This is a genomic window from Verrucomicrobium spinosum DSM 4136 = JCM 18804 (assembly GCF_000172155.1).
Lineage (GTDB): Bacteria > Verrucomicrobiota > Verrucomicrobiia > Verrucomicrobiales > Verrucomicrobiaceae > Verrucomicrobium > Verrucomicrobium spinosum.
This window is the reverse complement of sequence record NZ_ABIZ01000001.1, coordinates 2,874,703-2,900,047: the sequence shown is the minus strand read 5'-3', so window position 1 is coordinate 2,900,047 and position 25,345 is coordinate 2,874,703. Positions and strand designations below refer to the sequence as shown.

Sequence of the window (25,345 nt, the reverse complement as noted above, 5' to 3'; positions counted from 1 at the left end):
GGCCGCCCTCTTTGTTTGGTGGCCGCGCCACCTGGTATTTCACGTGCAATCCCTCCGCTGCCTGACCGTCGGAGACCGTCGGACTACACCGCCAGATCCCCTCAGTCGTAACGAGACAGTCTCCCACGGCTCAGAACATCCAACTTCTAACCCTTAACCCCTAACGTCCCCCCCTACCGAATCAACCACGTCGCCAACCCCAAGAAGGTCCCCATGCTCACGACATCAGTCGCGGTAGTCAGGAAGATGCTGGACGCGGTGGCAGGATCGGCCCCGAAACGACGAAGCGTGAGCGGAATCAACGCCCCGGACAATCCGCTGATGACGCAACTTGCGATCATGGAGATCCACACGACCACGCCCAGCATGAAGGCGTGTTCGTTGCCCTGCATGCGGGCAAAGACGTACATGCCCACCCCGGCGACCACGCCGACCAGCGCGCCGTTCAGGAGTCCCAGAACGCCTTCTTTGGCAAAGAGGATTTTTTCATCACCGGGCTTGAGGTCACCCAGCGTCAGGCCACGCAGGCACACCGCCAGGGCCTGACAGCCTGTGTTGCCACTCTGACCAGCGAGCACCGGGAGAAACGCGGCGAGAATCACGATCTCGTCTAAGGTCTTCTGGAACACGCCAACAACCGCGGCGGCGATGAAGGCGGTGAGGAGGTTGAACTGGAGCCAAGGGTGGCGCATCCAGAGGCTGCGCGGCATGGGAGTGGAGAGACGTTCCTCCTCATTCACCCCCACCATGGTACCCGGCTGGGCGGAGAGCTCCATGGCACGGGCCTCGAAAATAGCCTGCCCGCGCACGAGGCCCATCAGGTGCCCATCCTCGTCGCAGACCGGATAAACTGGGAAGTGCCGGTTCAGGGTGCTCTTCATGGCGTCGGTCAACGCCATCTGGGGGTTGAGCCAGAAGAGATTGGTGTACATCACCTCACTCAGCTTCTTGTCCGCCTCGGCCAGCATGAGGTCACGGAAGACCAGCACCCCAATAAGTTTATTGTGGCCATCGGTCACATAGCCATAGGTGATGAAGGCCTTCTTGGTGAGCTTCCGCATGGCCTCGATGGTCTCGCGCACCGTCATGTGCGCGCGGAACACCGCCACGGGAGGTTCCATGAGCCAGCCCACGCTGTCCTCTGGGTACTCCTGGTTCCGCATCCACTGCCGGGCCTTTTCCACAGGTGCAGAAGCCAGCAGTTCCGACCGACGGCGATCATCCAGTTCACGCAGGATCTGCTGACAGACCAATGGGTTCACCAGCTCCAACACCGCGATCACGTCCTCGTCCTTGTGGCCGGTGAGGAGTTCGGCAGCCTCATGGGGCGCCCGCTGGACTGTATCCGCAGCCAGTTGATCAATGTCTTCGCGAGGGAGCATCGCCCATTCTTGCCGTTCTCCCCGGGAGGGCAAATGAGAAATCACACACAGACCCATCGATTCTTGAGGCTGAAAACCGGGCCATCAATTGGCACCCGCCCCTTGTTTCTCCACACCATAAGTGAATTCACCCAGCAGACTTCACTCGGCTATGAACCTCGAAGACCACCAGGCTCAGCTTGAACAGGCCACCACACTGGCCGCAGCCATCTCCTTGGTGTGGGTGAGGCTCAGCAATACCTTCTTGATCCCGGACAACTCCGCCACATGCACGGCTCCACCATGCAGCTCAATCGATGGACACCCCCGCCCGTCCCTCAGAACCTCGATATCCTGCCAGCTCACCCCATCGGCAAAGCCTGTTCCCAGCGCCTTGGCCACAGCCTCCTTGGCCGCAAAACGGGCGGCATAGTGGATGGCGGGATCCGCGCAGGCATCGCAGTAGGCAATCTCGCCGGCGGTGAACGTTCTTTCCTTAAACCGATTGCCGTGCTTCGCCAGCAGCGCCCGGATGCGGGGCACCTCGACCAGGTCCAGGCCGGTGGAAAAGGGTGTCATCCAGTAAAGTTTAACGTGATCAATGCTTCCCGTAGGCAGCCATCACTTCCAGCATTTCTTCCACAGCCCTGCGCAAGCCCACGGTGATGGCACGGGCCACGAGGCTGTGCCCAATGTTGAGCTCCGCCAGATGCGGAACTGTGAAGAGGTCGGGCAGATTGCGCGTCGTCAACCCATGGCCGGCGTTGACCTGTAGCCCGAGATCCCTGGCCAGCGCGGCAGCCGCCACCAGACGGGAAACCTCCACCGCACGGGCTTCCCCGGTGGCGTTGGCAAAGGTGCCGGTGTGCAGCTCCACCATGTTTGCCCCGCAGTCGGCCGCGGCATAGATGTGATCCAGCACGGGATCCACGAAGAAACTGACCAGGGTGCCGTTCTCCTTGAGCCGGGTGGTAGTTGCCTTGAGGGACTTGGCGTACCCTGGCACATCCAGACCGCCTTCGGTGGTGATCTCCTGGCGGTTCTCCGGCACGAGGCAGGCGAAGTCAGGCTTCACCTCCAGGGCAATGTCCAGAATTTCCGGCGTGTTGCCCATCTCCAGATTCAGCTTCACCTTCAGCTCACGCTTCAGCAGCCAGACATCCGCATCCTGGATGTGCCGACGATCCGCCCGCAGATGCACCGTGATGGAATGAGCCCCCGCTGCCTCCGACTCCCGCGCGGCTTCCAGCAGCACGGGCTCGGCATTGGGTGAATCCAGCATGGTGGCATACCGCGCCTGACGCAGCGTCGCCACGTGATCGATGTTAACACCGAGGGAGAGCATGAATACAGGAGGTAGGTGTTATGAGGAAGGAATTATGAGTCACGCCGTCGTACCGTCTGTCATTATGGAGTCAGGAGGAGATGTCCCCTCTCCTAACTCCTGACGCTCAACTCATAACTTTTCTGCCCCTAGTGTTTAAAATGCCGTGAACCGGTGAAGACCATTGCCATTTCCCGCTCGTTGGCAGCGGCGATGACTTCTTCATCCCGCATGGATCCGCCCGGCTGGATCGCACAGGTGGCACCGGCGTCCGCACAGGCGATGAGCCCATCGGCGAAGGGGAACATGGCATCGCTGCCCACGGCACTGCCCTGAAGGGACAAGCCCGCTTCCTTGGCCTTCCACACCGCAATGCGGCAGGAGTCCACCCGGCTCATCTGGCCGGCACCGATACCGAGGGTCCGGTCGCTGGAAGCGAAGACGATGGCGTTGGATTTCACATGCTTCACCACGCGCCAGGCAAAGCGCATGGCTTCGATCTCCTCTGTCGTCGGAGGACGCTTGGTCTTGACCTTGCTTTCGATATTGTCGAGACCGAGGGCCTTGGGATCACTGTCCATCACCATGAGTCCGCCGGGAGCGGAGCGCAGCACTGGTTGAGCCAGGGCTTCCGCCACGTTCGGCAGCATCTGGATGAGGCGCAGATTTTTCTTCTTCTGAAGCAGGGCGCGGGCATCCGCCTCGTAGTCAGGAGCGATGATCACGTCGGTGAAGATCTCTCCGATGATCTTGGCAAGGCCAAGGGTCATGGGACGGTTCGTGACGATCACGCCGCCAAATGGCGCCTGCTTGTCGGTTTCGAAAGCCTTTTCCCACGCTTCGCGCAGGTCCCCGTCCGCACAGCCTACGCCACACGGATTGGTGTGCTTGAGGATGGCCACCGTAGGACGACGGAACTCAAGGGCAATCCCCGCCGCGCTCTCGATGTCGAGCACGTTCGTGTAGCTAAGTTCTTTGCCGTGCAGCTTCACGAAATAGTCGCCGAAGTTGCCGTATAGAGCGGCTTCCTGGTGCGGGTTGTCACCGTAGCGCAGCTCGCTGTAGAGTGGCAGGCTGAGGTTGAAGCTCTTGGCCGTCTCCTGCTCCTTGTTCAAGTAGCGGGCAATGGCGGCGTCGTAAGCAGCCGTACGCTGGAAGACCTTGGTGGCCAGACGCTCGCGGGTGGACAGCTTCGTGTCCCCCTTGTTGTGGTTCATTTCCTTGAGCACCGTCGAGTAGTCCGCCGGATCGGTGATGACCGTCACGCTCTGGTAGTTCTTGGCGGCTGAGCGCAGCATGGAGGGGCCACCGATGTCAATGTTCTCAATAGCGTCTTCCAAGGTCACATCTTGCTTGGAGATGGTCTCTTCAAACGGATAGAGATTCACCACCACGAGATCGATGCAGGGAATGTTGTGCTCTTCCGCCTGTTTTTTGTGCTCTGGCAGATCGCGACGCTGGAGGAGACCACCGTGAATCTTGGGGTGCAAGGTCTTCACCCGCCCGTCGAAGAGCTCAGGGAAGCCGGTGAACTCAGAGACTTCCTTCACCTCGATGCCCTCCGCTGCCAGGAACTTGGCCGTGCCACCGCTGGAGAGGAGTTCCACCCCCATCAAAGACAGACCTTTGGCAAAATCCGCAAGACCGGTCTTGTCGGATACAGAGAGAAGCGCTCGTTGAATGCTCATTAAATAGGTGATGGTTGCTGGGGCGAGCGGCGGAACATAGAAGGAAAACCCCCGGTGCAAAGGGAATATTTCACGCCGGAGTTCTGCCGCTGGGGTGAAGGGAAAATTTTGAAATTGTGATTTTTGATTTTAAATCCGGTCAGGGGGCAGACGTGCTCCCCACCTGACCCGGTCCAACAGTCTCGGCTTCAACCCGCATCAGGGTCTGTCACAGTTCCATCTGAATCCCCAGCTCAATCACCTGCCGGGAGGGCAGGTCAAAGTAGCCGGTAGCCGGACGGGCAGCGCGGGACAGGGAGACAAAAAGCTTCTTGCGCCACTCGGCCATTTTCCCCCGCCCCGTAGGCAGGAGAAGCTCTCTCGCCTGGTAGAAGCTGATATTGCTCATTTCGTGGATCTTCTTGAATTGCAACGCATGGCAGAGGTCCCGCATCACGTCTGGTGACTCCACAAAGCCGTAGTGCAGCACCACCCGGTGGAACTTGGGAGCCAGCTCAATGGCAGACACCCGTTTCTCTTCCTTCACATACGGCTCCTCATGGAACTGGATGGTCAGCAGTACCACCCGTTCATGGAGGGCTTTGTTGTGCTTCAGGTGGTGGAGCAGGACCAGCGGCAGACCATCAGCGGTACCACTCATGAAAACGCCTGTCCCCTTCACGCGAGTGATCCGGTTGTTCTCCAGCTCAGCGATGAGGTGTTCCGTCGGCAATTGCCCCTGCTTGACCAGCCGCCAGAGAATAGCCCGCCCATCCTGCCAGGTTTTCATCACGATCCACAGCACGACGGTGGCCAGCACCGGCATCCAAGCCCCGTGGAACAACTTCGTCAGGCTGCCCGCCACATACGAGCACTCCAGCAGCAGGAAGGCGACCACCGGGACAAGAGCCTTCCAGAGCGACCACTTCCAGACGCGCACCGCTACGGCGTAAAAGAGGATGGTGCTCAGCACCATGTTGGCTGAAACGGACAACCCATAGGCGGCGGCGAGGGCGCCAGAGCTTTCGAAGCCCACCACCAGCGCCAGACAGGCCACGCACAGCAGGGTGTTGATTTGCGGCATGTAGATTTGACCGCGAAGATCGGGGTTGGTGTGCTTGATCTTGAGCCGCGGCAGGTAGCCAAGCTGCACCGCCTGCTGCGTGAGGGAGAAGACACCAGTGATCATCGCTTGGGAGGCGATGATGGTCGCCATGGTCGCCAGGATCACCATGGGAACCAGCCAGCCGCCGGGCACCATGCGGTAGAAAGGGTTGCCGTGCGCCTCCGGATTCGCCAGCACCAGGCCCGCCTGACCCATATAGTTCAGGGAAAGCGCCGGTCCCGCCAGGAGGAACCAGGAGCGACGCATGGCCGTGGCCCCAAAGTGGCCGATGTCTGCATAGAGAGCCTCACACCCGGTCACACATAGCAGCACCGAGCCCATGATGCCCACCCCATGGTGACCATGCTCCAGGATGTAGCGCACCCCATAGTGTGGGGATAGAGCCTTCAGAGCCGCCGGATGCTCCACCACATTCACCATCCCAGTCCCGGCCAGCACGAGAAACCACACCACCATGACCGGGCCAAAGCTGGCCCCGATGCGATGGGTGCCGTGCCTTTGCACGAAAAACACCCCCAGCAGGATCACCACCGCCACCGGCACAATGTACTGCTCAAAGTGGGGGTCGATTTCCTTTAACCCCTCCACGGCCGAGAGCACAGAAATGGCGGGCGTGATCACGCCGTCCCCGTACATGAGCGCCGCCCCGAGGATGGCAAAGAGCCCCAGCCACGAGATGGCCTTGGAACTGAGCCCGGCCACCGGTTGTTTGAGGATGGACAGCAGAGCAAACACCCCGCCCTCTCCCTGGTTCGTCGCCCGGGTGAGCATGAGCAGATACTTCACTGAGACGATCAGAATGAAGGACCACAGCATCAGCGACACAGGCCCAAGCACCGTCACCGGATCGGTCGAAAGGAATCTCCCCTCTCCCAAACACTCCCGCAGTGCGTACAGCGGGCTGGTTCCGATGTCCCCATACACTACCCCCAAGGCGGCGAGCGCCAGGGGCCAGCTTTTTGACGTGTCGTTGTGTTGCATAGCATTCCCGGCCCTCAAGAATTTCGGGTCCGGGAGAATTTTCTCCCTCAACTTTGGCAGGGTGGTTTGTGAACAGGGTTCATGCCAGCAGGGCGGCGTTTTACGTCGATCAGAGTTCGAGTTGAATACCGAGTTCAATCACCTGCCGGGAAGGCAGCTGGAAGTAGCCGGTGGCGGGACGCGCCACACGGGAGAGAAAAACGAAGAGCTTCTTGCGCCATGTTGCCATGCGACCGTTGCCATCGGTCAGCAACAGCTCGCGGCTCTGGTAAAAGCTCATGTCGTTGAGCTTGGTGATCCCACGATCCTTCAGCGCGCGGCACATGTCACGCATGACCTCAGGGGATTCGCTGTAGCCGTAGTGCAGGATCACACGAAAGAAGCTCTCGTGCAAGTCCACCACCTCCACACGGCGCTCTGAGGCGATGAAGGGCTCCTCCTCGAACTTCACCGTCAGCAACACCGCCACCTCATGCAGCACCTTGTTGTGCTTCAGGTGATGCAACAGCACCAGAGGAAGGCCATCGCCAGAGGATGACATGAACACACCAATGCCCTGCACGCGATGAATCTTGCCACGCTTGATCTCATCCACCAGATGCACCACCGGCACCAGGCTGCGGGTGACCCGCTTGATGAGGATGGCGCGGCCGTCCCGCCAGGTTTTCATCAGCATCCAGAGCAGGCCCGTGATGATAAGCGGAATCCATGCCCCGTGGAAGAGCTTGAAGATGCTGCCCAGCCAGTACCCACTCTCCAGCAGCAGAAAGAGAGTGATTGGAATGGCTGCTTTCCAAGTCTCCCACTTCCACAGCCGGGTCATCACCATAAACAGCAAGATGCTGCTGAGCACCATGTCAGAGGCGACGGAAAGACCGTAGGCCGAGGCCAGCGCGGATGATTCCTTGAAGTACAGCACCAAACCGAGACACGCCACGCACAACAGGGTGTTGATCTGCGGCATGTAGATCTGGCCGCGGACGTCTGGAGAGGTGTGGACGATCTTGAGCCGGGGCACAAAGCCCAACTGCACCGCCTGCTGGGTGAGGGAGAACACTCCCGTGATCATGGCCTGGGAGGCGATGATGGTGGCCAGGGTCGCCAGGATGACCAGCGGGATCAGGAGATTGCCTTCCACCATGCTGTAAAAGGGGTGCTCTACCGCCTTGGGATTGTTCATGAGGAGCGCTCCCTGTCCCAGATAGTTCAGCACGAGCGCCGGATAGGCGACATAAATCCAAGAGCGCTTCATGGCCTCCCGGCCAAAGTGGCCGATGTCCGCGTACAAGGCCTCACAGCCCGTGACCGCCAGCAGCACCGTCCCCATGATCTGGAAGGCCTGCCCTCCTTCATACCAGAGATACTGCACCCCGTAGTGAGGGGAAAGCGCCCAGAGGACGCTTGGATCGCGGAGCAGATGCCAGAGCCCAAGCGCGGCCAGAGTCGAAAACCAGACCAGCATCACCGGACCAAAACTGCCACCGATGCGCCCTGTGCCGTGCCGCTGCACGAGAAACAGCCCCAGAAGAATACAAGCCGCAATGACAGGAATCACCCAATGCGGCAATCCCGGGCTGACCCGCTCGATCCCCTCCACCGCTGCCAAAACGGAAATGGCCGGAGTGATGATGCCGTCTCCATATAACAAAGCCGCCCCCACGAGAGCGATCAGACTCAGCACGCCCACCGCCCGCTTGCTCAAGCCCGCTTTTTGCTGACGCAGCAGGGAGTACAAGGCAAAGATCCCTCCCTCGCCTTGATTGTCCGCCTTGCTCAGGAGGAACAGGTATTTGATCATCACGATGATGGTCAGCGACCAGATCATCAGCGATACAGGACCCAGAACGGTGAGCGCATTCCCGGCCTCATAGCGACCATGAAGACACTCCCGCAAGGCATACAGCGGGCTCGTCCCAATGTCTCCGTACACCACCCCTAGGGCAAGCAACGCCAGCGTCCAGCTCGAAGATTTATGTTGTGACATTGGAGGGGTTTCGCGCGTTGCCGCGACCCATGATACGGGGAGACCACCTATGCACCGAAGCATGATTTTCGCAAGAGGCAACCTGCACACACGCTCATAACCAATTGATTATCAACTACAAACAAACCTCTTTGCCTCCACGGAAAATCAATCGAGTAGAGCTTTGATTTCACCATTCGCCGCCACGAGCCGTCTCGCCAGCAGGCGCAGGAGGAACTGTTGGAAGGCTGTGGCAATCTCTGGCACCTCCAGCTGAATCTGTCGCAAGGACTCTGCGGAGAGGCGATAGACCCGGCTGTCCAGATCGGCCACGACAGCTGCAGACCGTGGCGTCCCCAGAATCAAGCCCATCTCTCCCACCACCGTCCCCGCCCCCATGGAGCGAAGCCGCTTCTGTTGCCCGTTGGCCAGCTCCACAGTCACGGAGATGCGGCCTCGTTCCACAAAGTAGAGACTCGTGGAGGCCTCCCCTTCCCGGCACAGGTAAGTACCAGCCGTGACATCTAGACGCTCCAGATACCCGACAAACGCCCGTGCCATGGTACTGCTGCCGAACTGCTGATTCACCAGATCCAGCAGGCCGTTGTACTGTGTCCGCTCCCGGTCCGCGTGCTCCAGCAGTTGGTCTTCACACCATTCCAGCGCCCGGTCCACATCGTGAAACGCGCGCGTCCGTTCACTGCTGGGAGTCTCCCCATGCAGCTTCTCAGAAAGAGCCTCTGGCACACGGCAGAACAGGATCACCGCGTCATGCTGACGGGCGGTCTGCCGCATCTTGGCAAAGCTCAGCACGGAAGAGGAGTCCATGCCGCTCACCCGGGCAAAGTCGAGGATGAGGTACTTCACCGGCGCCTTGCCATCGGCACCGCGAATCTTCCGCCGAACATCGTCCACCAGCCGGTTGGCCGTGCCGAAGAAAAGGTATCCATGCAGCCAGAAGATCTGAACCTCCCGCCCATGCTCCTGGAGATACCGCTCTGCGGCAGGAGATCTCTCCACATTACTGCGATGCTGGGAGCCGGTGAGGGCGTGTTTGACCACATTGATGCGACTGTAGTTGACGGCGAAGGAGATGGCCGCAATCACCACTCCCAGCAACATACCCGGCAGGAAGCCAAAGCTCGCAACCGCCAACAGAATGACCACCACGATGCCGTAGTCCACCCGGGAGAGACGGCTCCAGTTGAGAATGAGCCACTCATGCAGGAGACTCAGACCGAGATAGAGCAAAAGCCCACCCAGCAAGGGCTTGGGGGTGTAGGACAGAAGAGGCCACCGAAACACCAGAACGACGGCGCACACCAGCGCCACCAGTACGCCCGCGAGCCGGGTGCGGGCACCGGCTTGGTGGTTCAGAAGGGTGCGGTTGATGGAGAGGCACCCCGCCATGCCACCCGCCATGCCAGAAAGCACGTTGCCCCACCCATTGACCTCCAGTTCCAGATCCAGATTGGCATCCCTACGGGTCTTCAGTTCCAGCCCTGTGGCAGAGAGGAGGATGGTGATGGCCATCACCATCGCGAGCGCCACGAAGTTTCCTGCCTGGGAAGCAATGAGAGGTCCCAGACCGGGATCGAGTCGGAGTTGCTGCCACGGCTCCCATAGGGAGACCGGAGCCGGCATGTCAAAAAACCACCCCATCTCCCGGGCTTGCGACACGCCTATCCCACTGCCCCATGCAACAGCGTAGGCCACCCCCACCCCGCAAATCACCAACAACGGCAGCGTCAGATAGTGCGAAATCAGGCGCGTGGCCACCAGCACCACCAGTGCATAACCCAGCCCCGCCATCCAAATGGGAGTGGAGGGGCTGTTCATGAGAGCCGCCAAAGATTGTGAGGTCAGGATCTGCCCTGTCATCACCTTGTACGCCCCCGTCACCAGCAGCCAGCCCGTGCCTGCCAGGAAGCCGCCCACCGCAGGGTAGGGAATAAAGCGAATGAAGCGGCTGGCCTTGAACCGCCCCAGGAGAAAGAGAATGACACCGGTGCTCAGGCCGCTGGTCATCACCGTCAGCCACAGCGCCGTCATGGGATTGGTTCCTCCAACCCTAGCCGCCACCGCAGAGACTGCCACAGCAAGGATGGCAGCGGCCCGGGTATCCGGTCCTGCCACGGCAAACGGCAGAGAACTGCGCCACGCCACTGCGAGCCCCAGCACGACCGCCGTCACCAGTGAACTGACCAGCCCATAACCCAGCCAGGGCGTGAGGTTCCCGGAATAAACGAGGGCGGCGCAAGAGATGCTGTAAACCAAGCCCACCAGGGAGGTCACAAACCCAGCTAGAAACTCTGAGGGATGCGGCAGCTTGCGGGAAACGACAGGCGGCGCGGCCGCAGAAGACTTGGAGCGTTGGGGGTGAGACATGACTGGCAGAGATCAGTCGGCCGTCGGACCGACGGACGAGAGTCCACCACCGTCAATACTCCGCAGCGCTGATATCCCCCTTCATATAGGAAGGTGCCGCAGAAGAGGCGGCACTATTGTGCAACAAAAAAGTCACAAGCCCCCAAAACGGCCCGACTTTACGGCAACGCAGGGAACGCGGGCAGGGCCTCTTTCTTGGGCTCTGCTCCCTCAGCCGGCTTGTCAGACTCCTCATTTGACGGGGAATCCGCCGGGAGAGGAAGGTCCGCTTGGGGCTCACTGATCGCGGGTGGATCATCCAGGGGGCGCAAGACCACCTCACTGCTCACACTGGGCCGCGGGAGGACCAGCGGCTTCAAGCTGGCAGACTCGGGCCCTTTCAAATCTGGCGCACCGACCTGCTCTGGTGCGGACGCGGCAGCAGATCGTGGTGGCGATTCTAAAACCCCGGCAAGGCCTGGAATGGGGCGCATGATTGGCGAAGTCGGTGCATCCACACCAACAGCGGGCAACTGCCCCGTTCCCGGCTTGATCCGGACCTGTTTGCTTCCTGAAACCACCGGAGCCTCCGCCACTTTGTCTTGAGGCAAGGGATTGTCCCGCAAGCGGAGAGCCAGCGTCTCGACCACGTCGCCCTCCCCTCTGGGGAAGCGGAAGACAGCGCGAAAGGCGGCCCCTTCCAGCGACAGATTTTCACTTAAAAAACGGGAGTCCGTCTGGATCTCCACACCTTCCAGCGGCAGCCGAAAAACCCGGTCGCTCAGACCTTTGCTTGCGGCAAAGTAAACGTGATCCTTCTGTCGGGTCAGCACCAGCAAACCTGGCAGATTGCTGCTGAGTCCCCGCACGCCCCGGCCTTTACCACTGAGGCAGCGCACGGTGGCCACCACGTCATTTTCATCAAGGCCCACCTGAAGCAGAAGCAGATCCTTCAGGTCATCGCTGACCCGCCTTTCTAGTTCCAAAGGCTGGGCCAGTGTCCGCCGCATGCCCGGCATGCGCAGCTTCCTCCACACCAGCCACAATGCTGCCTTGGAAGCACGCCAGAGACGGGGCAACAACAACCACAGGATGATGAGGATGCTGCCAAACGTGATCAGTGCCACCATGGGATTGAGCAGCGTCAGCGCTACGCCTCCAGCCACGGCCACATCTTCGGACACACTTACCGCCACATTGCTCACTGGTTCCGGGGATTGATTGACGAGGAGGCGCGTACCGGCCTTGGCCCCATGAGCGGTGAGCGCAGCCCCTCCTGCCAGGAACGCAGCCGCTACCTTCACGTAGAGTGGCATGTCGCCCACCGCTTCCACGCCCAACAAAACGCCGCCCACCGGGCGAATGAAGGTGTGCACGCTGTCCCACAGTGAGTCCACCCACGGCACCTTGTCGGCAAAGAACTGCAGGCAGAAGAGCAGTCCCGCGACGAACAGCACCACGGGATGCCCCAGCACTTCTAGATTCTGGTGCTGAGCGGCAATATGCAGCCAGTCAAACCGCACCGCAAGACCGGCCAGCAGCACGGTAAGGTACAGGTTTACCCCCGCCAGCGAGGCGAGCCCGAGCGCGACACCAAGTTGTTCCAGGATGTGCATGTTGGAGCCAAGCTATCACGACCTCTGACGAAGCGCCAGCACCTGTGTTCAAAGACCGGGCGGGATGAACCGGCCAGGGAAGACTCCAGTCAACCATTCAACCACTGCCGAAACGCCGCGTCCAGGCGCAGGAGCATCTCCGCCCTGCTGCGCTTGATATCGACGAACTGGTTCCACTGGGCGGGATCCGCCGCATGTTCAGGCCCCTCGATCTCAAGGATGTATTCCTCCACAAGCTCCCGCTGGTCGGCATGAGTTTCACGAAGGTACTGCCGGCATTCCTGGGCCGTTTGCTGCAGACGGTTCTTGGTTCCGAGGGCCATGGGAGAAGATCAAAGAGGAAACTTCAAAATTCAAACCTCAAACTTCAATTTTCAAGGGGTGCTCTTGGGCGGCATCTGCCCTTGCGAATCACAGGATCACCTCCTCCCACGACGAACCCGAAGGGTTCACCATGAGTAGCCTTGGGTGCAGCGAGCGAAGCGAGTGAAACCCATGGATGCGCGCCCCCACATCCTCTACCGCGGAGCGGTAGGCCCATCGTGTTGCCGACCGCCAAGGTCAATCCGCGATGGACCCAGTTCGTCTCTTGGCCGCTATGGGCCTACCGCTCCGCGGTAGAATACCTCGTCCAGTATTCCATGGGTAGTCCTCGCTACGCTCGGCCGACCCATGGCTACGCATGGCGAACCCTCCGGGTTCATGAGATAACGCGCCACCCAAGACCCAAGACCCAATCTTTTTAATCCTGTCTATAGAACGGCCGCGGCCCTCGCATCTTCCTCCATGCCGCTCTTCTCCAGGTAGTAGTCATAATCACCCGCAAAGGCGGTGACTTGGCCGGCGTTGATGTGCAGCACCTTCGTCGCCAAAGTGCGGATGAAGTGCACGTCATGGCTGATGAAGACGAGCGTTCCCTCGAACCGCTGAAGGGCGAGAATCAGACCCTCGATGCTCCAGATGTCCAAGTGCGTCGTGGGCTCGTCCATGAGCAGGAGGTTGGGCGGGTTCACGAGGAACTTCACCAGATTCAGACGGCTCTTTTCGCCCCCGCTCAGTACCTTGGTCTTCTTGAACACATCCTCACGCTTGAAGAGGAAACTGCCCAAAATGGCTCGAATGTCGTCATCCCTCAGATCCGCGGCAGAGTCACGCACCTCGTCGAGAATGGTCTTCTCCGGGTCCAGTGTATCAGCGCGGTGCTGGGAGAAATAGCCCAGCTTGGCGTTGGCCCCCAAACGGCGCTCGCCCTTTTGGAATGGCACCACTCCGGCCATGATCTTCAGCAGCGTGGATTTACCTGCGCCGTTCGGCCCCACCAGCACGGTGCGCTCACCACGCTCAATGTCGAGATCAAGGCCATTGTACACTTTCTTCTCACCGTAGGCCTGGTGGATGCCTTCCAGCCCGATGGCGCGCTGGCCGATACGGGTGGGTTGGGGGAAGTTGAAACGGAAGGCCTTGCGAAGCGGCTTGGGCTTCTCGAGCTTTTCCATCTTCGCAAGTTGCTTCTCACGGCTCTGCGCCTGGGACGCCTTGGAGGCCACGGAGCGGAACTTGTCAATGAACTCCTGAATGTGTTCAATCTCCTTCTGCTGATTGCGGTACGCCTGGGTCGCCCGTTCCCAGGCTTCCTCCTTTTGCTTCACGTGGTCGGAGTAGTTCCCCGTGTACGCGATCAGCTTGCCCTCATCGATGTCATACGTGGTCTCGATGATCTCATCCATGAAATCCCGGTCGTGGGAAATCAGGAGGATCGCGCCGGGATAGTTCTTCAGGTAATTGCGGAACCACAAGAGCGACATGAGATCGAGGTGGTTCGTAGGTTCGTCCAGGAGCAGGAGATCGGGCTCGATCACCAGCAGGCGGGTCAGGTGGGCGCGCATGATCCAGCCGCCGGACAGTTCCCTGGCTGGGCGGTCTTGATCGACGTCCTTAAACCCAAAGCCCTTCAGAATTTTCTTCGCCTTGGCCTCCGCCTGGGGGTTGTGCAGTGCCTCATGCTGGGAGTGAGCCTCCAGATACTCCATGGAGCTCACGTCGCCTGACGCCTCGCACTTCTTCAGAATCGCTTCCAGACGCTCCATCTCCCCGGCTTTGCCGGTAGCGACGTCGAGGATGGTTTCATTCCCGGTCGGCTCCGCTTCCTGGCGCAGGTAGCCAATCGTCGTCCACTCATCACGCTCAATCTCACCTGCATCCGGCGTATCATTTTTCAGGATTAGGGAGAACAACGTGGACTTCCCCGCCCCGTTCGGCCCCACCAATGCCACACGCTCGGCATAGTTGATGGTCATGGAGGCATCCTTGAACAGGACACGATTGTTGAAGGACTTGGTAACGTTGCGCAGGGTCAGCATGGCGGACCGTCTATGTCCGTCAAAATAGCCGAAAAGCAAATGCCGAACGCCCCGGCGGGGAAACTTCAAATCCCAAAAATCAAACTTCAAGCTGGCTCCCAGCTGCCTAGCGGCACCCGTTCGCTCTTGAAGTTTGGTATTTGAAGTTTGAATTTTCCCATTCTGAGGCACCTTTCCAGCCCCTCTGCACGCCCACCTCATGCATTACATTTCCACCCGCGGCCAAACTCGCCCGCACACCTTTGCTGAAGCCGTTGAAGCCGGACTGGCACCTGATGGCGGCCTGTTCCTGCCCGAATCCTGGCCGGACATCAGCACCAAACTGGCCGGGTGGGCCACGCTTTCCTATGCCGAACTGGCCGCAGAGTTTTTCACTCTTTTTGCGCCCGACATCCCGCATGAGGAATGGCTGGGCCTGACCACTCAGGCCTATGCACGGTTCGACTCCCCAGACGTGGCTCCGCTTAAGAAGCTGGATGATCGTACCTTTGTTCTGGAGCTCTTCCACGGCCCGACCCTGGCGTTCAAGGACTTTGCCCTACAGTTGCTGGGGTTGCTCTACAAGCGCCAGGTCGCGCACACGGGCCACCGTCTGGCGGTGCTGGGTGCCACCTCTGGGGACACAGGTTCCGCCGCCATTCACGGCTGCATGGGGCAGGAAGGCATCAACATTTTCATCCTCTATCCTCAAGGCCGGGTGGCCCCTCTTCAAGAGCGCCAGATGGCCTGCACCGGCGCAGCCAACGTCTTCGCCATTCCGGTGCCGGGCACCTTTGATGACGCCCAGCGCATGGTAAAAGAGACCTTTGGCGACACCGCTTTTGCCGCATCCCAGCACCTCTCAGCGGTCAATTCCATCAACATCGCCCGCGTGCTCGCACAGTGCGTGTATTACATTTGGGCCTGGCTTCGCCTGCCCGAGGAAAACCGCAAAAACGTGGAGTTCGTGGTGCCCACGGGCAACTTTGGCAACGTGCTTGCAGGCTGGATGGCCCACCGCATGGGTCTGCCGGACGTGGGCTTCCGCGTGGCGACAAATCACAACGACATTCTGTACCGCTTCTTCACCAAGGGCGAATACGTGCCCGGTGAGGTCCAGCCCAGCTATGCTCCGAGCATGGACATCCAGGCGGCGTCGAACTTCGAACGCTTCCTCTACTTCCTTCTGGATGAAGACCCGGAAAGCGTTCGTGATGTCATGGGCGCGATGAAGTCCGGGGCTCCGGTCCTCCTTCCCTCCCCTGAAGGCACCTTCCGCGCCTCCCGCATGGCGGATCACGGCATCGCACAGACGATCACCCGCATCTGGCAGCAGTATCAATATGTGGCCGACCCCCATACCGCCTGCGCCTTTACCGACATGGCCGCGGATCGCACCAGCGTCGTGCTGGCCACCGCCAGCCCGGCCAAATTCCCCGAGGTAGTGACCCAGTCCACGGGCCAAGAACCGCTGCACCCCACTCTGGAGATGCTGAAGGCGCTGCCCCTGGTCACCAATCCCCTGCCCGCCGATGTGGAAGCACTGAAGGCGTTCATCACAGCGCATCACGCGGAATAGCGCTGGTGCACAAAGAGCAGCCCCTGCCGAGCGCGTCGGCAGGGACCATCTCGCTGGATATTCGTGGCCTGTCCGTCCCGCATGCGGGACCAATGCCATCAAGGAAAAGGTGGCAGGTCCGATCATGCCGAATTCGCAGGCGAGCTAAGGGCTGAAAGCCCGGCTTTATTGCAGCCTTGGGCAGCGCCCAAGGTTACAGGTATTTGAAGAGAATGAGGGCTGAAGGCCCGGAGTCATTCCGGGAAGCTTATCGGGGCAGGCTTGATGAGACCGGGCCTTCAGCCCTCTATGAATTTTCAGAACTCAAACCTTGGGCGTTGCCCAAGGCTGCGATGATGCCGGACCTTAGGTCCTCTTGAGGCAGAGCGCCAACCCGGACCTTTTCCCTGATAAAGTGGGCATTTGATCGTTGAATGCCAGATTCAACAACCGCTCCCCGCCATCACTCCCACATGCCAAGCTGGGTCAGTTCACGCTGCACCTCGTCCCAGTCCCAGAGAATCACTGAGCTGTCTTCCAGCTGCTCCGCGATCCAGTTTTCCCTCACATCCACCGCCAGCGCCACATGTTCATCCCCGGCCAGAGGCGCAGGATGTGGCAACCGGGCCTGAAGTTCGCCCCCCTCTGCGGAGTAGAGTTGCGAGCCACGCCCATTCTGCACCAACACGGTGCGACCATCTGGCAGCCATGCCCCGAAGCTGAAAGATTCGCCGGCCCCGAGGTTGGCGAGAAGCGCCCCTGAAGTCACATCCCATACCGCACCCCGATGATTGCTCACAGTAAGCAGGCGCCCTCCATCTGGTGAAAACGCCAGGGAGGCGGCAGGCTCCACCTCGGCCAGCTCCCGTCCCTGGCGCGCGCTCATGCCGGGGCCGGAGAGATCCCAGATCAAGACGCCGGGATTTTGAAAACTACTCGTGGCTGCACGGCTGCCATCATGATTCAAGGTGACAGAGTATGGCAGCGGATGAGGCAGGGTGCGGGCCCCTTTGACTCCGGGTTTCACCACGACAAAGCGCTGCAGCGGCCCCTGCAACAGGGCCAGCCAGCCGTTTCCGGAGCCGCCCATGAGCACGGCCCCAACATACGGCGACACCCCGGGCCGATCCGGCAAAACTTCGCCGCTCGCAAGCTGCGCATCCGTCAGACCGCGCAAGCCTGAGTTCCATCCACAGGTCTGAATACCAGCCCCGGTGAAGCGCACGCCCATCCATTCGCGCCCGCTCTTGAGGGCCACTTGCCGTTGCCTCCCCACCACAGGCTCCCATATCTGGATGCCATTTGCCGTGGACCACAGCACCTGCTCCCGCCGGGCATCGACCGCTATGGTGGAGAAATTCTCCCTCCGCAGCCCGTCACTCTGACGCCGCAAGATGCGCACGCCTGTGGGGAGGACCACCACCATCTGCCGGCGCGTGCCATTGGCATCCTGCCACGCGAGTTCTCGCCCCTCATTTTTCCATTCAGGCAACGGGTCCACCACCGCGCCCAGAGACTCGGCGATCACCTCATCCGCACGATCCAGATCCCAGATCCACAACACCCCATCCGCCGCCACACATGCAATGTGCCTGCCTCCAGGGTGCCAGACGAATCCGATCGTCGCACTGTCTCGGGGCCGGAGGCGGTTTTCCATCTCTTTTGTCCCCGCCCTCCAGCGATAGGTGCGCATGGCAGTGCAGGCGAGCACGAGTTGATCCCCCTCTGCATTCCATGCCATTGCCATCAGTTTTCCATCGAGCTTGAGCACGGTTTCCTCATTCCCAGCGGGACTCACGATTTGCACCATGTCTCCGTCGTCATCAGAGGGCAGAAGTCTGGCCCGGCGCTGGCTGCTCCGTGACATCGCCTCCGTGGTGCCCGGTGGGAGGCTGAACCGCCTCGGCAGGACAGTGGGCCCCTCCCGTTGAACAAAGTCTCCGAGCGCAAGAGCACGCACCGCCAGTTCCCGCAACCCAGGCTCGGGTTTGCGGTGCCACGATTCTCTCACGATCTCCAGCGCCCGGGTACGCTGCCCCGCCCGACGACTCGACAGCAATAACTCCACCTGAGCGAGGCGGGCGGTATGCAACCTCTCCTCAGCCAGTCGTCCCGCCATCTGGCCGCGTTCCCGTTCGTAGCCAAGCACCCGACGATCTGCCACCACCACCGCCGCCAGGGCCAGCACGAGAGCCAGCGCAGTGGTCAGAGAGAGCGCGGTCACCATGGGATTGCGCCGTACCACCCGCCTTAGTTTTTCGGTGGGCGAGAGTCGCCGCACGCTGACCGCCGCCCCCGCGAGCCACGAGCGGAGGTCCAATTCCAGCTCGCTCGCCGTGTTGTAGCGGTCTGTGGGATCTGGCTCCAGACACTTGCGACAGACCTGCCACAGATCTTCAGCGATCCCGTGCTGGGTCAAGGGTTCCACCCGGCCTTCCACCGCCAACGTGAGTGTGCCTGCCGGGTTGGCACCTCGATAGGGAGGATGCCCTGCCAGCGTGTGGTAAAAGACCGCGCCAAGAGAGTAGATATCCGCCGCTGCTGAAGGAGCCCGGCCAAGAGCGAGCTCAGGGGCGGCGTACTCTGGCGTCCCCAGGGCAAGCAGAGTTACGCTCATCGTTGATTCCTGCCCCTCCCAACGGGCCAGCCCAAAGTCTCCCACCATGGCCTGCCCGCGCTCATCCAGAAGGATGTTGTGGGGCTTGAGATCCCGGTGCAGAACACCCCGGTCATGCGCGTACTGCACGGCATTGGCTATGTCCGCCAGCATGGAGGAGGCCTCCCGCTGATCAAGCCGCCCCTTCCCGCTGGCCATCAGATCTGCCAGGGTGCCACTCTCCGCAAGCTTCATGGCAAACCACGGCTCGCCATTCTCCTCCCCCACCTCGTAGATCGGCAGGATGCCGGGGTGATCCAGGGCGGACAGTGCCTTCGCCTCCTGGAGGAAGCGCCGGTAGAACAACTCGCGATCCCGCCCTTCCAGCCGGGGTGTTTTCAGCGCCACCGCCCTTCCCGTGCTCTCATGGCAGGCAAGATAGACATAGCCCATGCCCCCCTGTCCAAGCAGGGTCTCGAGTGAATAGGGGCCGACTTTCCCCAACCGGTCTGACCCGGAAAACTCCCGGATGCACCTCGGGCAAAAGGTCATCTCTTCCCACTGCACCTCCGGCGTGCCACAACGAGCACAGCGCGAAGGCAGAGCAGAATCAGCGACCGGAGGGAATGGCATCGGCAATCAGGACTGGGCAAAAAAGCAAAAAACGTCGAGCACCCTTGGTACTCCCACTTGCCGATTCGCTCAACCTTCTCAGGATCAAACAGCAATCCCCCGGCAGGAAAGATCTCCTGTCTCTGATGCAGGTCCCACTTCCTCTGACAGCGTCATTCACTCCAGATCGCCCTTTTTCGCGACCAAAGGTTACAAGCACGCGTCTGGTTTTGCCAAATTCACGGTAAAGATGGCAAGACCAGCAAAATCCGACATTCACAACCGTACTTTTCTGTCCCATTCTCCGCTTTTTATGCGACGCCTACTGTTCCTGATACCTCTCGCGCTGGCTGCGGTCAGCTCCTACCACATGCTGCCCGCGCAGTCGGGCGATGCCAAACCCAAGCCCCTGAAGGCCCTCCTGATTGCAGGGGGCTGCTGCCATGACTACGCCAAGCAACAGGAGATCCTGAGCAAGGGCATCCAGTCGCGCGCAAACGTCCAGGTCGATGTGATCTGGACTGATGACAAGGGAACCGCCCCGCCTCTGCCGTTGTATGCCAGCCCAGATTGGGCCAAGGGCTACGACATCATCATCCACGATGAGTGCGCAGCCGGAGAGAAGGATCCCGCCGTGCTCCAGCGCATCCTGGACGCGCACAAGACCATCCCTTCCGTGCACCTCCACTGCGCCATGCACAGCTTCCGCACGGGATCGGACGCCTGGTTCAAACACCTGGGCTTGCAGTCCACCGGCCATGGCCCGCAGGAACCCATCGCGATCCGGTACGTGGACTCTGCGCACCCGATCACCAAGCCACTCCAGGACTGGACGACGATCAAGGAAGAGCTCTATAATAACGTCAACATCTTCGACGCTCACCCCCTGGCGATGGGCAAACAGTCCATCAAGCAAAAGGACGGCAGCGTGAAGGATGTTGAGTACATCGTGGCCTGGACCAATGAGAAGGCTGGTGCCAGAAGCTTCAGCACCACCATTGGCCACAACAACGACACCGTCGCCGACGCCCGCTATCTGGATCTCCTCACCCGCGGCATCCTCTGGGCCTGCGGCAAGCTTGATCCTGCCTACCTGATCCCCTTCACCGGAGAAAACAAGGTGACTTTCGTCAAGGCCAACGCCAAAACGGAAGGCAAAGCTAAAAGCCAGTCGGCTGCGGTGCCTCAGGCTCCGCCTGTATCTGCCGGGGACGCCACTCCCGTGAAGGCTACCGCCTCGAGCGAGGAATCAGGCAACGCCAACTATGCGTGGAAAGCCGTGGACGGCAGCAAAGATAGCCGGTGGTGCGCCAATGGCGGAGGAAGACCGCAGTGGCTGCAGCTTGAGTTCGACAAGCCCCAGTCGCTGACCGGCGCAAAAATCGTCTGGGAAAGCAACGCCCCCATCTACCCACACAAACTTGAGACCTCCACCGATGGCAAAAAGTGGACGGTGGTGGCCGACACGACCAACTCCCCCAAGGGTGGAGATACCACGCACAGCTTCACCGCCAAAGATGCGAAGTACCTGAAACTGACCGTGGGCGGCACGCCCGGCACCGGCTGGGTGAGCGTCCGCGAAATCTCCGTCACGGGTGACGGCATCAAGTCCATCGCGGCCAAAGGCACCGCCAAGGAAAATGCGGTGGAGAAAAAAGATGGAGGCAAGAAGGCCGATGAGACCTCCAATGAAGATGACATCACCCCCAAGATCGTCAAACTCACCGCCGAGCAGGAAGCCGAAGTGCTCAAGGACGTGAAAGTTCCAGATGGGTTCGAGGCAACAGTTTTCGCCACCCCTCCCGCCGTCAACTACCCTGTCTATGTTGCCGCCGCTCCAGACGGCACCCTTTATGTCTCAAGTGATGGCAACGGATCTCTGGGCCGAAGCCCAAAGCGGGGTCGAATCATTCGCCTCAAGGATGTGGATGGCGACGGACGTGCCGATGAAGTGAAGGAGTTCGTCAAAGACGTGGACTCCCCCCGCGGTTTGGTTTGGGATCACGACCGCCTCTATCTCGTGCACCCACCGCACCTCTCTGTCTTCATCGACAAGGATGGCGACGGTGTTTCTGATGAGCAGAAGATCCTCGTCAAAGACCTCGCATTTGGCTTCAAAGACCGCCCCGCCGACCACACCACCAACGGCCTGAGCCTGGGTGTGGACGGCTGGCTCTACATCGCTGGCGGTGACTTCGGCTTCATGCAAGCGGAAGGCACGGATGGCCGCAAGGTGCAGCATCGTGGCGGTGGCGTCATTCGCGTGCGCCCCGATGGTACTGGCCTGGAGATCTACTCCACTGGCACCCGGAACATCCTGGAAGTGGCCGTAAGCCCCACCATGGACATCTTTGCCCGTGACAATACGAACGACGGCGGCGGCTGGAACGTGCGCTTCCATCACTTCACCGGTCTTGAGAACCACGGCTATCCCCGCCTTTACAAGAACTTCGCAGACGAAGCCATCACGCCCCTGGCTGACTACGGCGGCGGCTCCGGTTGCGGTGCGGTGTACATCGACGAGCCCGGCTTTGGCAAATGGAACAATGCACCTTTCACTGCTGACTGGGGCACCGGAGCGCTCTGGCATCACAGTGTGAAGGTCAAAGGCTCCACCTATGAGGAGACCAGCGCCCCGCAGCCCTTCATCAAAATGACGCGTCCGACGGATGCGGATGTGGACGCCAACAGCAACGTGTATTGTGCAAGCTGGAAAGGAGCGACCTTCAACTGGGCAGGTCCGAACGTAGGCTACGTGGTGCGGGTTAAGCCCAAGGACTTCAAGGCCGCCCCCCTCCTGAACTATGCGAAGGCCTCCAATAGTGAACTGGTGAAGGAACTGTCCTCCCCCAGCTACCGTCGCCGCATCGAGGCTGAGCGCGAACTGGTGCGTCGCAAGGCCACTAAGGAGGTCGCAGTCGATCTTGCTGGCATCTTCCGCAACAAGGACCTGTCCCCTGCTGCCCGCATCGCTGCCATCTACACAATGCGCCTGGGTGCCAAGCAGCCGTCCGACTTCGTCGTCAGCCTGGCCTCCCCCGAGACTGAGGCCGACTGGCAGGTGGTGGCCAATGCCTATCGCGCAGAGCTGCATGAGACATCAGTGCCCTTCGGCACGGTGAACATCGCAGCCTCAACCAAGACTTCCTCCATCTACGAAGACCCACGCCTGACGGTGCAGATGGCCCGCACACTCCTGGCTCTCTCGGACCAGGCTCCCCGTGGCCCGCTGAATATTGCCCGTTTTCTCAATGCCAAACAGGACGACTACGCCCGCCATGTGGCCATCCGAGCCCTCGGCATGTCCGGTGCGAGCAAGGATCTTTTCGGCATCATTGACGCGAACCCTACCGACAGTGCTGTGGAGAAAGTCATTGATGACACGGCCCGCATAAGTGCACTGCGCGCCCTCGCCATGATCCATAAACCTGAAGTGGTGAACGGCCTCATTACCCGTGTGGAAAAGTCCAATGACCCCGCTCTACGCAAAGGCATCCTCTCCGCCCTGGCCCGCCTTCATTTCACAGAAGGTGAATGGAAGGGCGACTCCTGGGGCACCCGTCCCGACACCCGCGGACCCTACTACCAGCCTGAAGCCTGGGGGGAATCCCAAAAGATCGCTACTGCGCTCAAAAGCGTTCTCGCGAAGGCCTCCTCTGAGGATGCTGCCTACTTGGTCAGCGAACTGAACCGCAATCGCATTCAGTTCAACGAAGCCCTGGACCGCATCGTCACCCTCGCTGCCAAGGACAAGAAGCTGCTTCCCGACGCGGTGGGCCAGCTCGCCAACGCCGACACCATTCCGGCCGCAGGCATCCCGCTGCTCATCAGCGCCGCTTCCTCGAACCCGCCCATCTCGGCAGGCGTGCTCTCCCAGGCCATTGCTGCTCTGACGAAGACCGACAGCGCTGACGGCGTTCGCGCTAGTCTTGCCGGACTGGTCGCACTGAACGCCATCAAGGGCGTTGGCAAGGAGCAGGAAACCGCCCGCAATGCCTTCCTCACCTCAGCCAAGCTGGAAAACCACCACCAGCTCCTGGAAGTGGAAGCTGAGAAAGTCGGTACACCCACTGCCCTCTGGGCAGATGCGGCCCTGCTGAACCTCAGTTCCCGCAAGACCGGCAGCCCTGAATCTCGTGAACTCTCTGGCAAGGCCCTGGATCACGGCTGGGAAAACACCCAGCGTCGTGTGCAGATCCTCAATGCGGTGACCCTGCTCAAGCACAATCCGTACGCGGACAAAGTGCTGGCCGCCCTCGACGACTCCGACAAGGCAGTGGCAGCCGCCGCATCCACTGCGGCCAAGACCATGAAGCTGGAGAAGAAGACCAAGGAAACCGGCCCGCTCATCAGCACCCTCCAGCCCGCAGAAGTCATCGCCCAAGTTCTCAAGACCAAAGGCGATGCCGAACTGGGTGAGCAGCTCTTCACCCGTCAGACCTGCGTGGCCTGTCACACCACCCGTGAGGACGAAGCTCAAAAGGGCCCTTACCTTGGCAACATCGCCCAGACCTACAAGCGCGAAGAGCTGGCCACGGCCATCCTGGATCCCAACAAGACCATCGCCCAAGGTTTCGCCACGGAGATGTTCGCTCTCAAAGACGGCACCCAGCAGCTTGGTTTTGTGACTCTTGAGTCCGCTGACCAGGTGAAGATCCGCACCATCACGGCCCAGGAATTCACTTACAAGGTGAAGGACATCGCCAAGCGTGAAAAGCTGCCCATGTCCATGATGCCTCCCGGTCTCGTCATGAACCTGACGGTGAAGGAATTCGCCAGCCTGCTGGACTACCTGCAAGCGCTGTCGAAGAAGTAGGCAGGGATCCCGGAAATTGATGTAAACTACAAAAACGGCCGGTCGCGAGACCGGCCGTTTTTTGTGCCTCCGACATTGCAAGCTCATCCAACTCCCAAACCACCCCAACACCCAACACCTGGCGGCGAAGCCGCTTTGGGACTGCGGTGAGAATCACCGCTTTCGGGAGTCCTGTGTGACGCAAGTCACCTCATCCCGCCACCGGAGCGCTCAGCCAGTCAGGCACGCAATGTCCGCCAACCGAAACCAGCCCCTCACGAGGCCCCGCCAAAGCGGTGATTCTCACCGCAGTCCCAAAATCCTGCTGCGCAGGATCAGGTGTTGGACGCTCTGGAAAAGAGTTCGCCTTCCCCGCCTCCAACATCACATGCTCAATAGTCATCCTCAATGTTCAACCTGTCCGTCTTGAAAGCGTACACGCTCTTGATCCAAGCCGGAGCAGCCATGCGTTCGAACCACGCCGCTGAACACCAAGGATACTGACTCGCGACGGGCACCAGCCCATGCTTAACCGGATTCTGATGCACGTAGTTGAGACGTGCCATGTAGGACTTCTCAAACGTAAGGCGCTTGTCCCAGAAGTTGTGCCACACTTTTCTGCCCGGCGCCTGATCCAGAGAATTCAACGCGGTGGCAGTGGTTCGATGAAGCTGAGTTAGCAACTCCCGCAGCGAGCCTACTTTGCCGGCAGCAGTCCCCGTCACCCCGCCTGAAACCGGCCTCGCAATAAAGTGATAGTGATTGGCGAATACCGCCCAGGCTTCAAGCTGCCATCCAAAGCGGCTGGCATGATCCAGAAGTGCTCCTTGCAGCAGGTTGAGCCGCGCCGAGTCATGAAACAGTCGGGCTTTCAGGTAAGTGCTAGCGGTGACAAAGAAGATGCTGGTCGCATCGAAGTGATGCGGTGGCGCATGCGGCCAGGGGGTCGGAGTGGCAGAATCCGGAGAGAGTTCCATAGAGGCGCTTTTACTTCACGTGAAACAACCATTCGCGCTCCGCTACACCATGGCAATGGCAAA

At 60.3% G+C, this 25,345-nt stretch carries 14 protein-coding genes; 2 read left to right on the top strand and 12 right to left on the bottom strand.

Annotation, left to right across the window (positions count from 1 at the left end):
• Nucleotides 1-173: 173 nt before the first annotated feature.
• The 10 genes from VSP_RS11730 to VSP_RS11685 form a co-directional block, all read right to left on the bottom strand.
• Nucleotides 174-1,382: a magnesium transporter gene (locus VSP_RS11730; RefSeq protein WP_044133510.1), complete on the bottom strand. Its 1,209-nt coding sequence runs from the start codon at nucleotides 1,380-1,382 to the stop codon at nucleotides 174-176.
• Between the two features lie 174 nt (nucleotides 1,383-1,556).
• On the bottom strand, nucleotides 1,557-1,940 hold the full coding sequence (acpS, locus tag VSP_RS11725) for a holo-ACP synthase (RefSeq protein ID WP_009960798.1): 384 nt from the start codon (nucleotides 1,938-1,940) through the stop codon (nucleotides 1,557-1,559).
• 19 nt (nucleotides 1,941-1,959) lie between these two features.
• Complete coding sequence (locus VSP_RS11720) at nucleotides 1,960-2,706, bottom strand: pyridoxine 5'-phosphate synthase (protein ID WP_009960797.1); 747 nt, start codon at nucleotides 2,704-2,706, stop codon at nucleotides 1,960-1,962.
• Nucleotides 2,707-2,834: 128 nt separating this feature from the next.
• A complete protein-coding gene (gene purH, locus VSP_RS11715) occupies nucleotides 2,835-4,373 on the bottom strand; it encodes a bifunctional phosphoribosylaminoimidazolecarboxamide formyltransferase/IMP cyclohydrolase (RefSeq protein WP_009960796.1) in 1,539 nt (512 codons plus the stop codon).
• Between the two features lie 208 nt (nucleotides 4,374-4,581).
• Nucleotides 4,582-6,459, bottom strand: a complete 1,878-nt coding sequence (locus VSP_RS11710) for a potassium transporter Kup (protein WP_009960795.1) — start codon at nucleotides 6,457-6,459, stop codon at nucleotides 4,582-4,584.
• 109 nt (nucleotides 6,460-6,568) lie between these two features.
• Complete coding sequence (locus VSP_RS11705; RefSeq protein WP_029190364.1) at nucleotides 6,569-8,443, bottom strand: potassium transporter Kup; 1,875 nt, start codon at nucleotides 8,441-8,443, stop codon at nucleotides 6,569-6,571.
• Between the two features lie 147 nt (nucleotides 8,444-8,590).
• Nucleotides 8,591-10,810, bottom strand: a complete 2,220-nt coding sequence (locus tag VSP_RS11700) for an SLC26A/SulP transporter family protein (protein ID WP_009960793.1) — start codon at nucleotides 10,808-10,810, stop codon at nucleotides 8,591-8,593.
• A 158-nt stretch (nucleotides 10,811-10,968) separates the two neighbouring features.
• Nucleotides 10,969-12,405, bottom strand: a complete 1,437-nt coding sequence (locus tag VSP_RS39290) for a DUF4126 domain-containing protein (RefSeq protein ID WP_009960791.1) — start codon at nucleotides 12,403-12,405, stop codon at nucleotides 10,969-10,971.
• An 89-nt stretch (nucleotides 12,406-12,494) separates the two neighbouring features.
• Nucleotides 12,495-12,728 carry a hypothetical protein gene (locus VSP_RS11690; RefSeq protein WP_009960790.1) on the bottom strand — a complete coding sequence of 78 codons (234 nt, stop codon included), beginning with the start codon at nucleotides 12,726-12,728 and terminating at the stop codon, nucleotides 12,495-12,497.
• A 429-nt stretch (nucleotides 12,729-13,157) separates the two neighbouring features.
• Nucleotides 13,158-14,765, bottom strand: a complete 1,608-nt coding sequence (locus VSP_RS11685) for an ABC-F family ATP-binding cassette domain-containing protein (protein ID WP_009960789.1) — start codon at nucleotides 14,763-14,765, stop codon at nucleotides 13,158-13,160.
• Between the two features lie 199 nt (nucleotides 14,766-14,964).
• On the opposite strand from VSP_RS11685, the gene thrC reads away from it, so the two are divergent.
• The gene (thrC, locus tag VSP_RS11680; RefSeq protein WP_009960788.1) at nucleotides 14,965-16,323 is read left to right on the top strand and encodes a threonine synthase; all 1,359 of its coding nucleotides are present in this window, start codon (nucleotides 14,965-14,967) and stop codon (nucleotides 16,321-16,323) included.
• Between the two features lie 442 nt (nucleotides 16,324-16,765).
• Here the strand turns inward: thrC and VSP_RS39285 are convergent, their stop codons facing one another.
• Complete coding sequence (locus VSP_RS39285; protein ID WP_081452505.1) at nucleotides 16,766-19,531, bottom strand: WD40 repeat domain-containing serine/threonine protein kinase; 2,766 nt, start codon at nucleotides 19,529-19,531, stop codon at nucleotides 16,766-16,768.
• A gap of 292 nt (nucleotides 19,532-19,823) precedes the next feature.
• On the opposite strand from VSP_RS39285, the gene VSP_RS11670 reads away from it, so the two are divergent.
• The gene (locus VSP_RS11670; RefSeq protein WP_009960786.1) at nucleotides 19,824-24,326 is read left to right on the top strand and encodes a DUF7133 domain-containing protein; all 4,503 of its coding nucleotides are present in this window, start codon (nucleotides 19,824-19,826) and stop codon (nucleotides 24,324-24,326) included.
• Between the two features lie 371 nt (nucleotides 24,327-24,697).
• Here VSP_RS11670 and VSP_RS11665 read toward each other — a convergent pair whose 3' ends face one another.
• A complete protein-coding gene (locus VSP_RS11665; protein ID WP_009960785.1) occupies nucleotides 24,698-25,282 on the bottom strand; it encodes a hypothetical protein in 585 nt (194 codons plus the stop codon).
• Nucleotides 25,283-25,345: the final 63 nt, after the last annotated feature.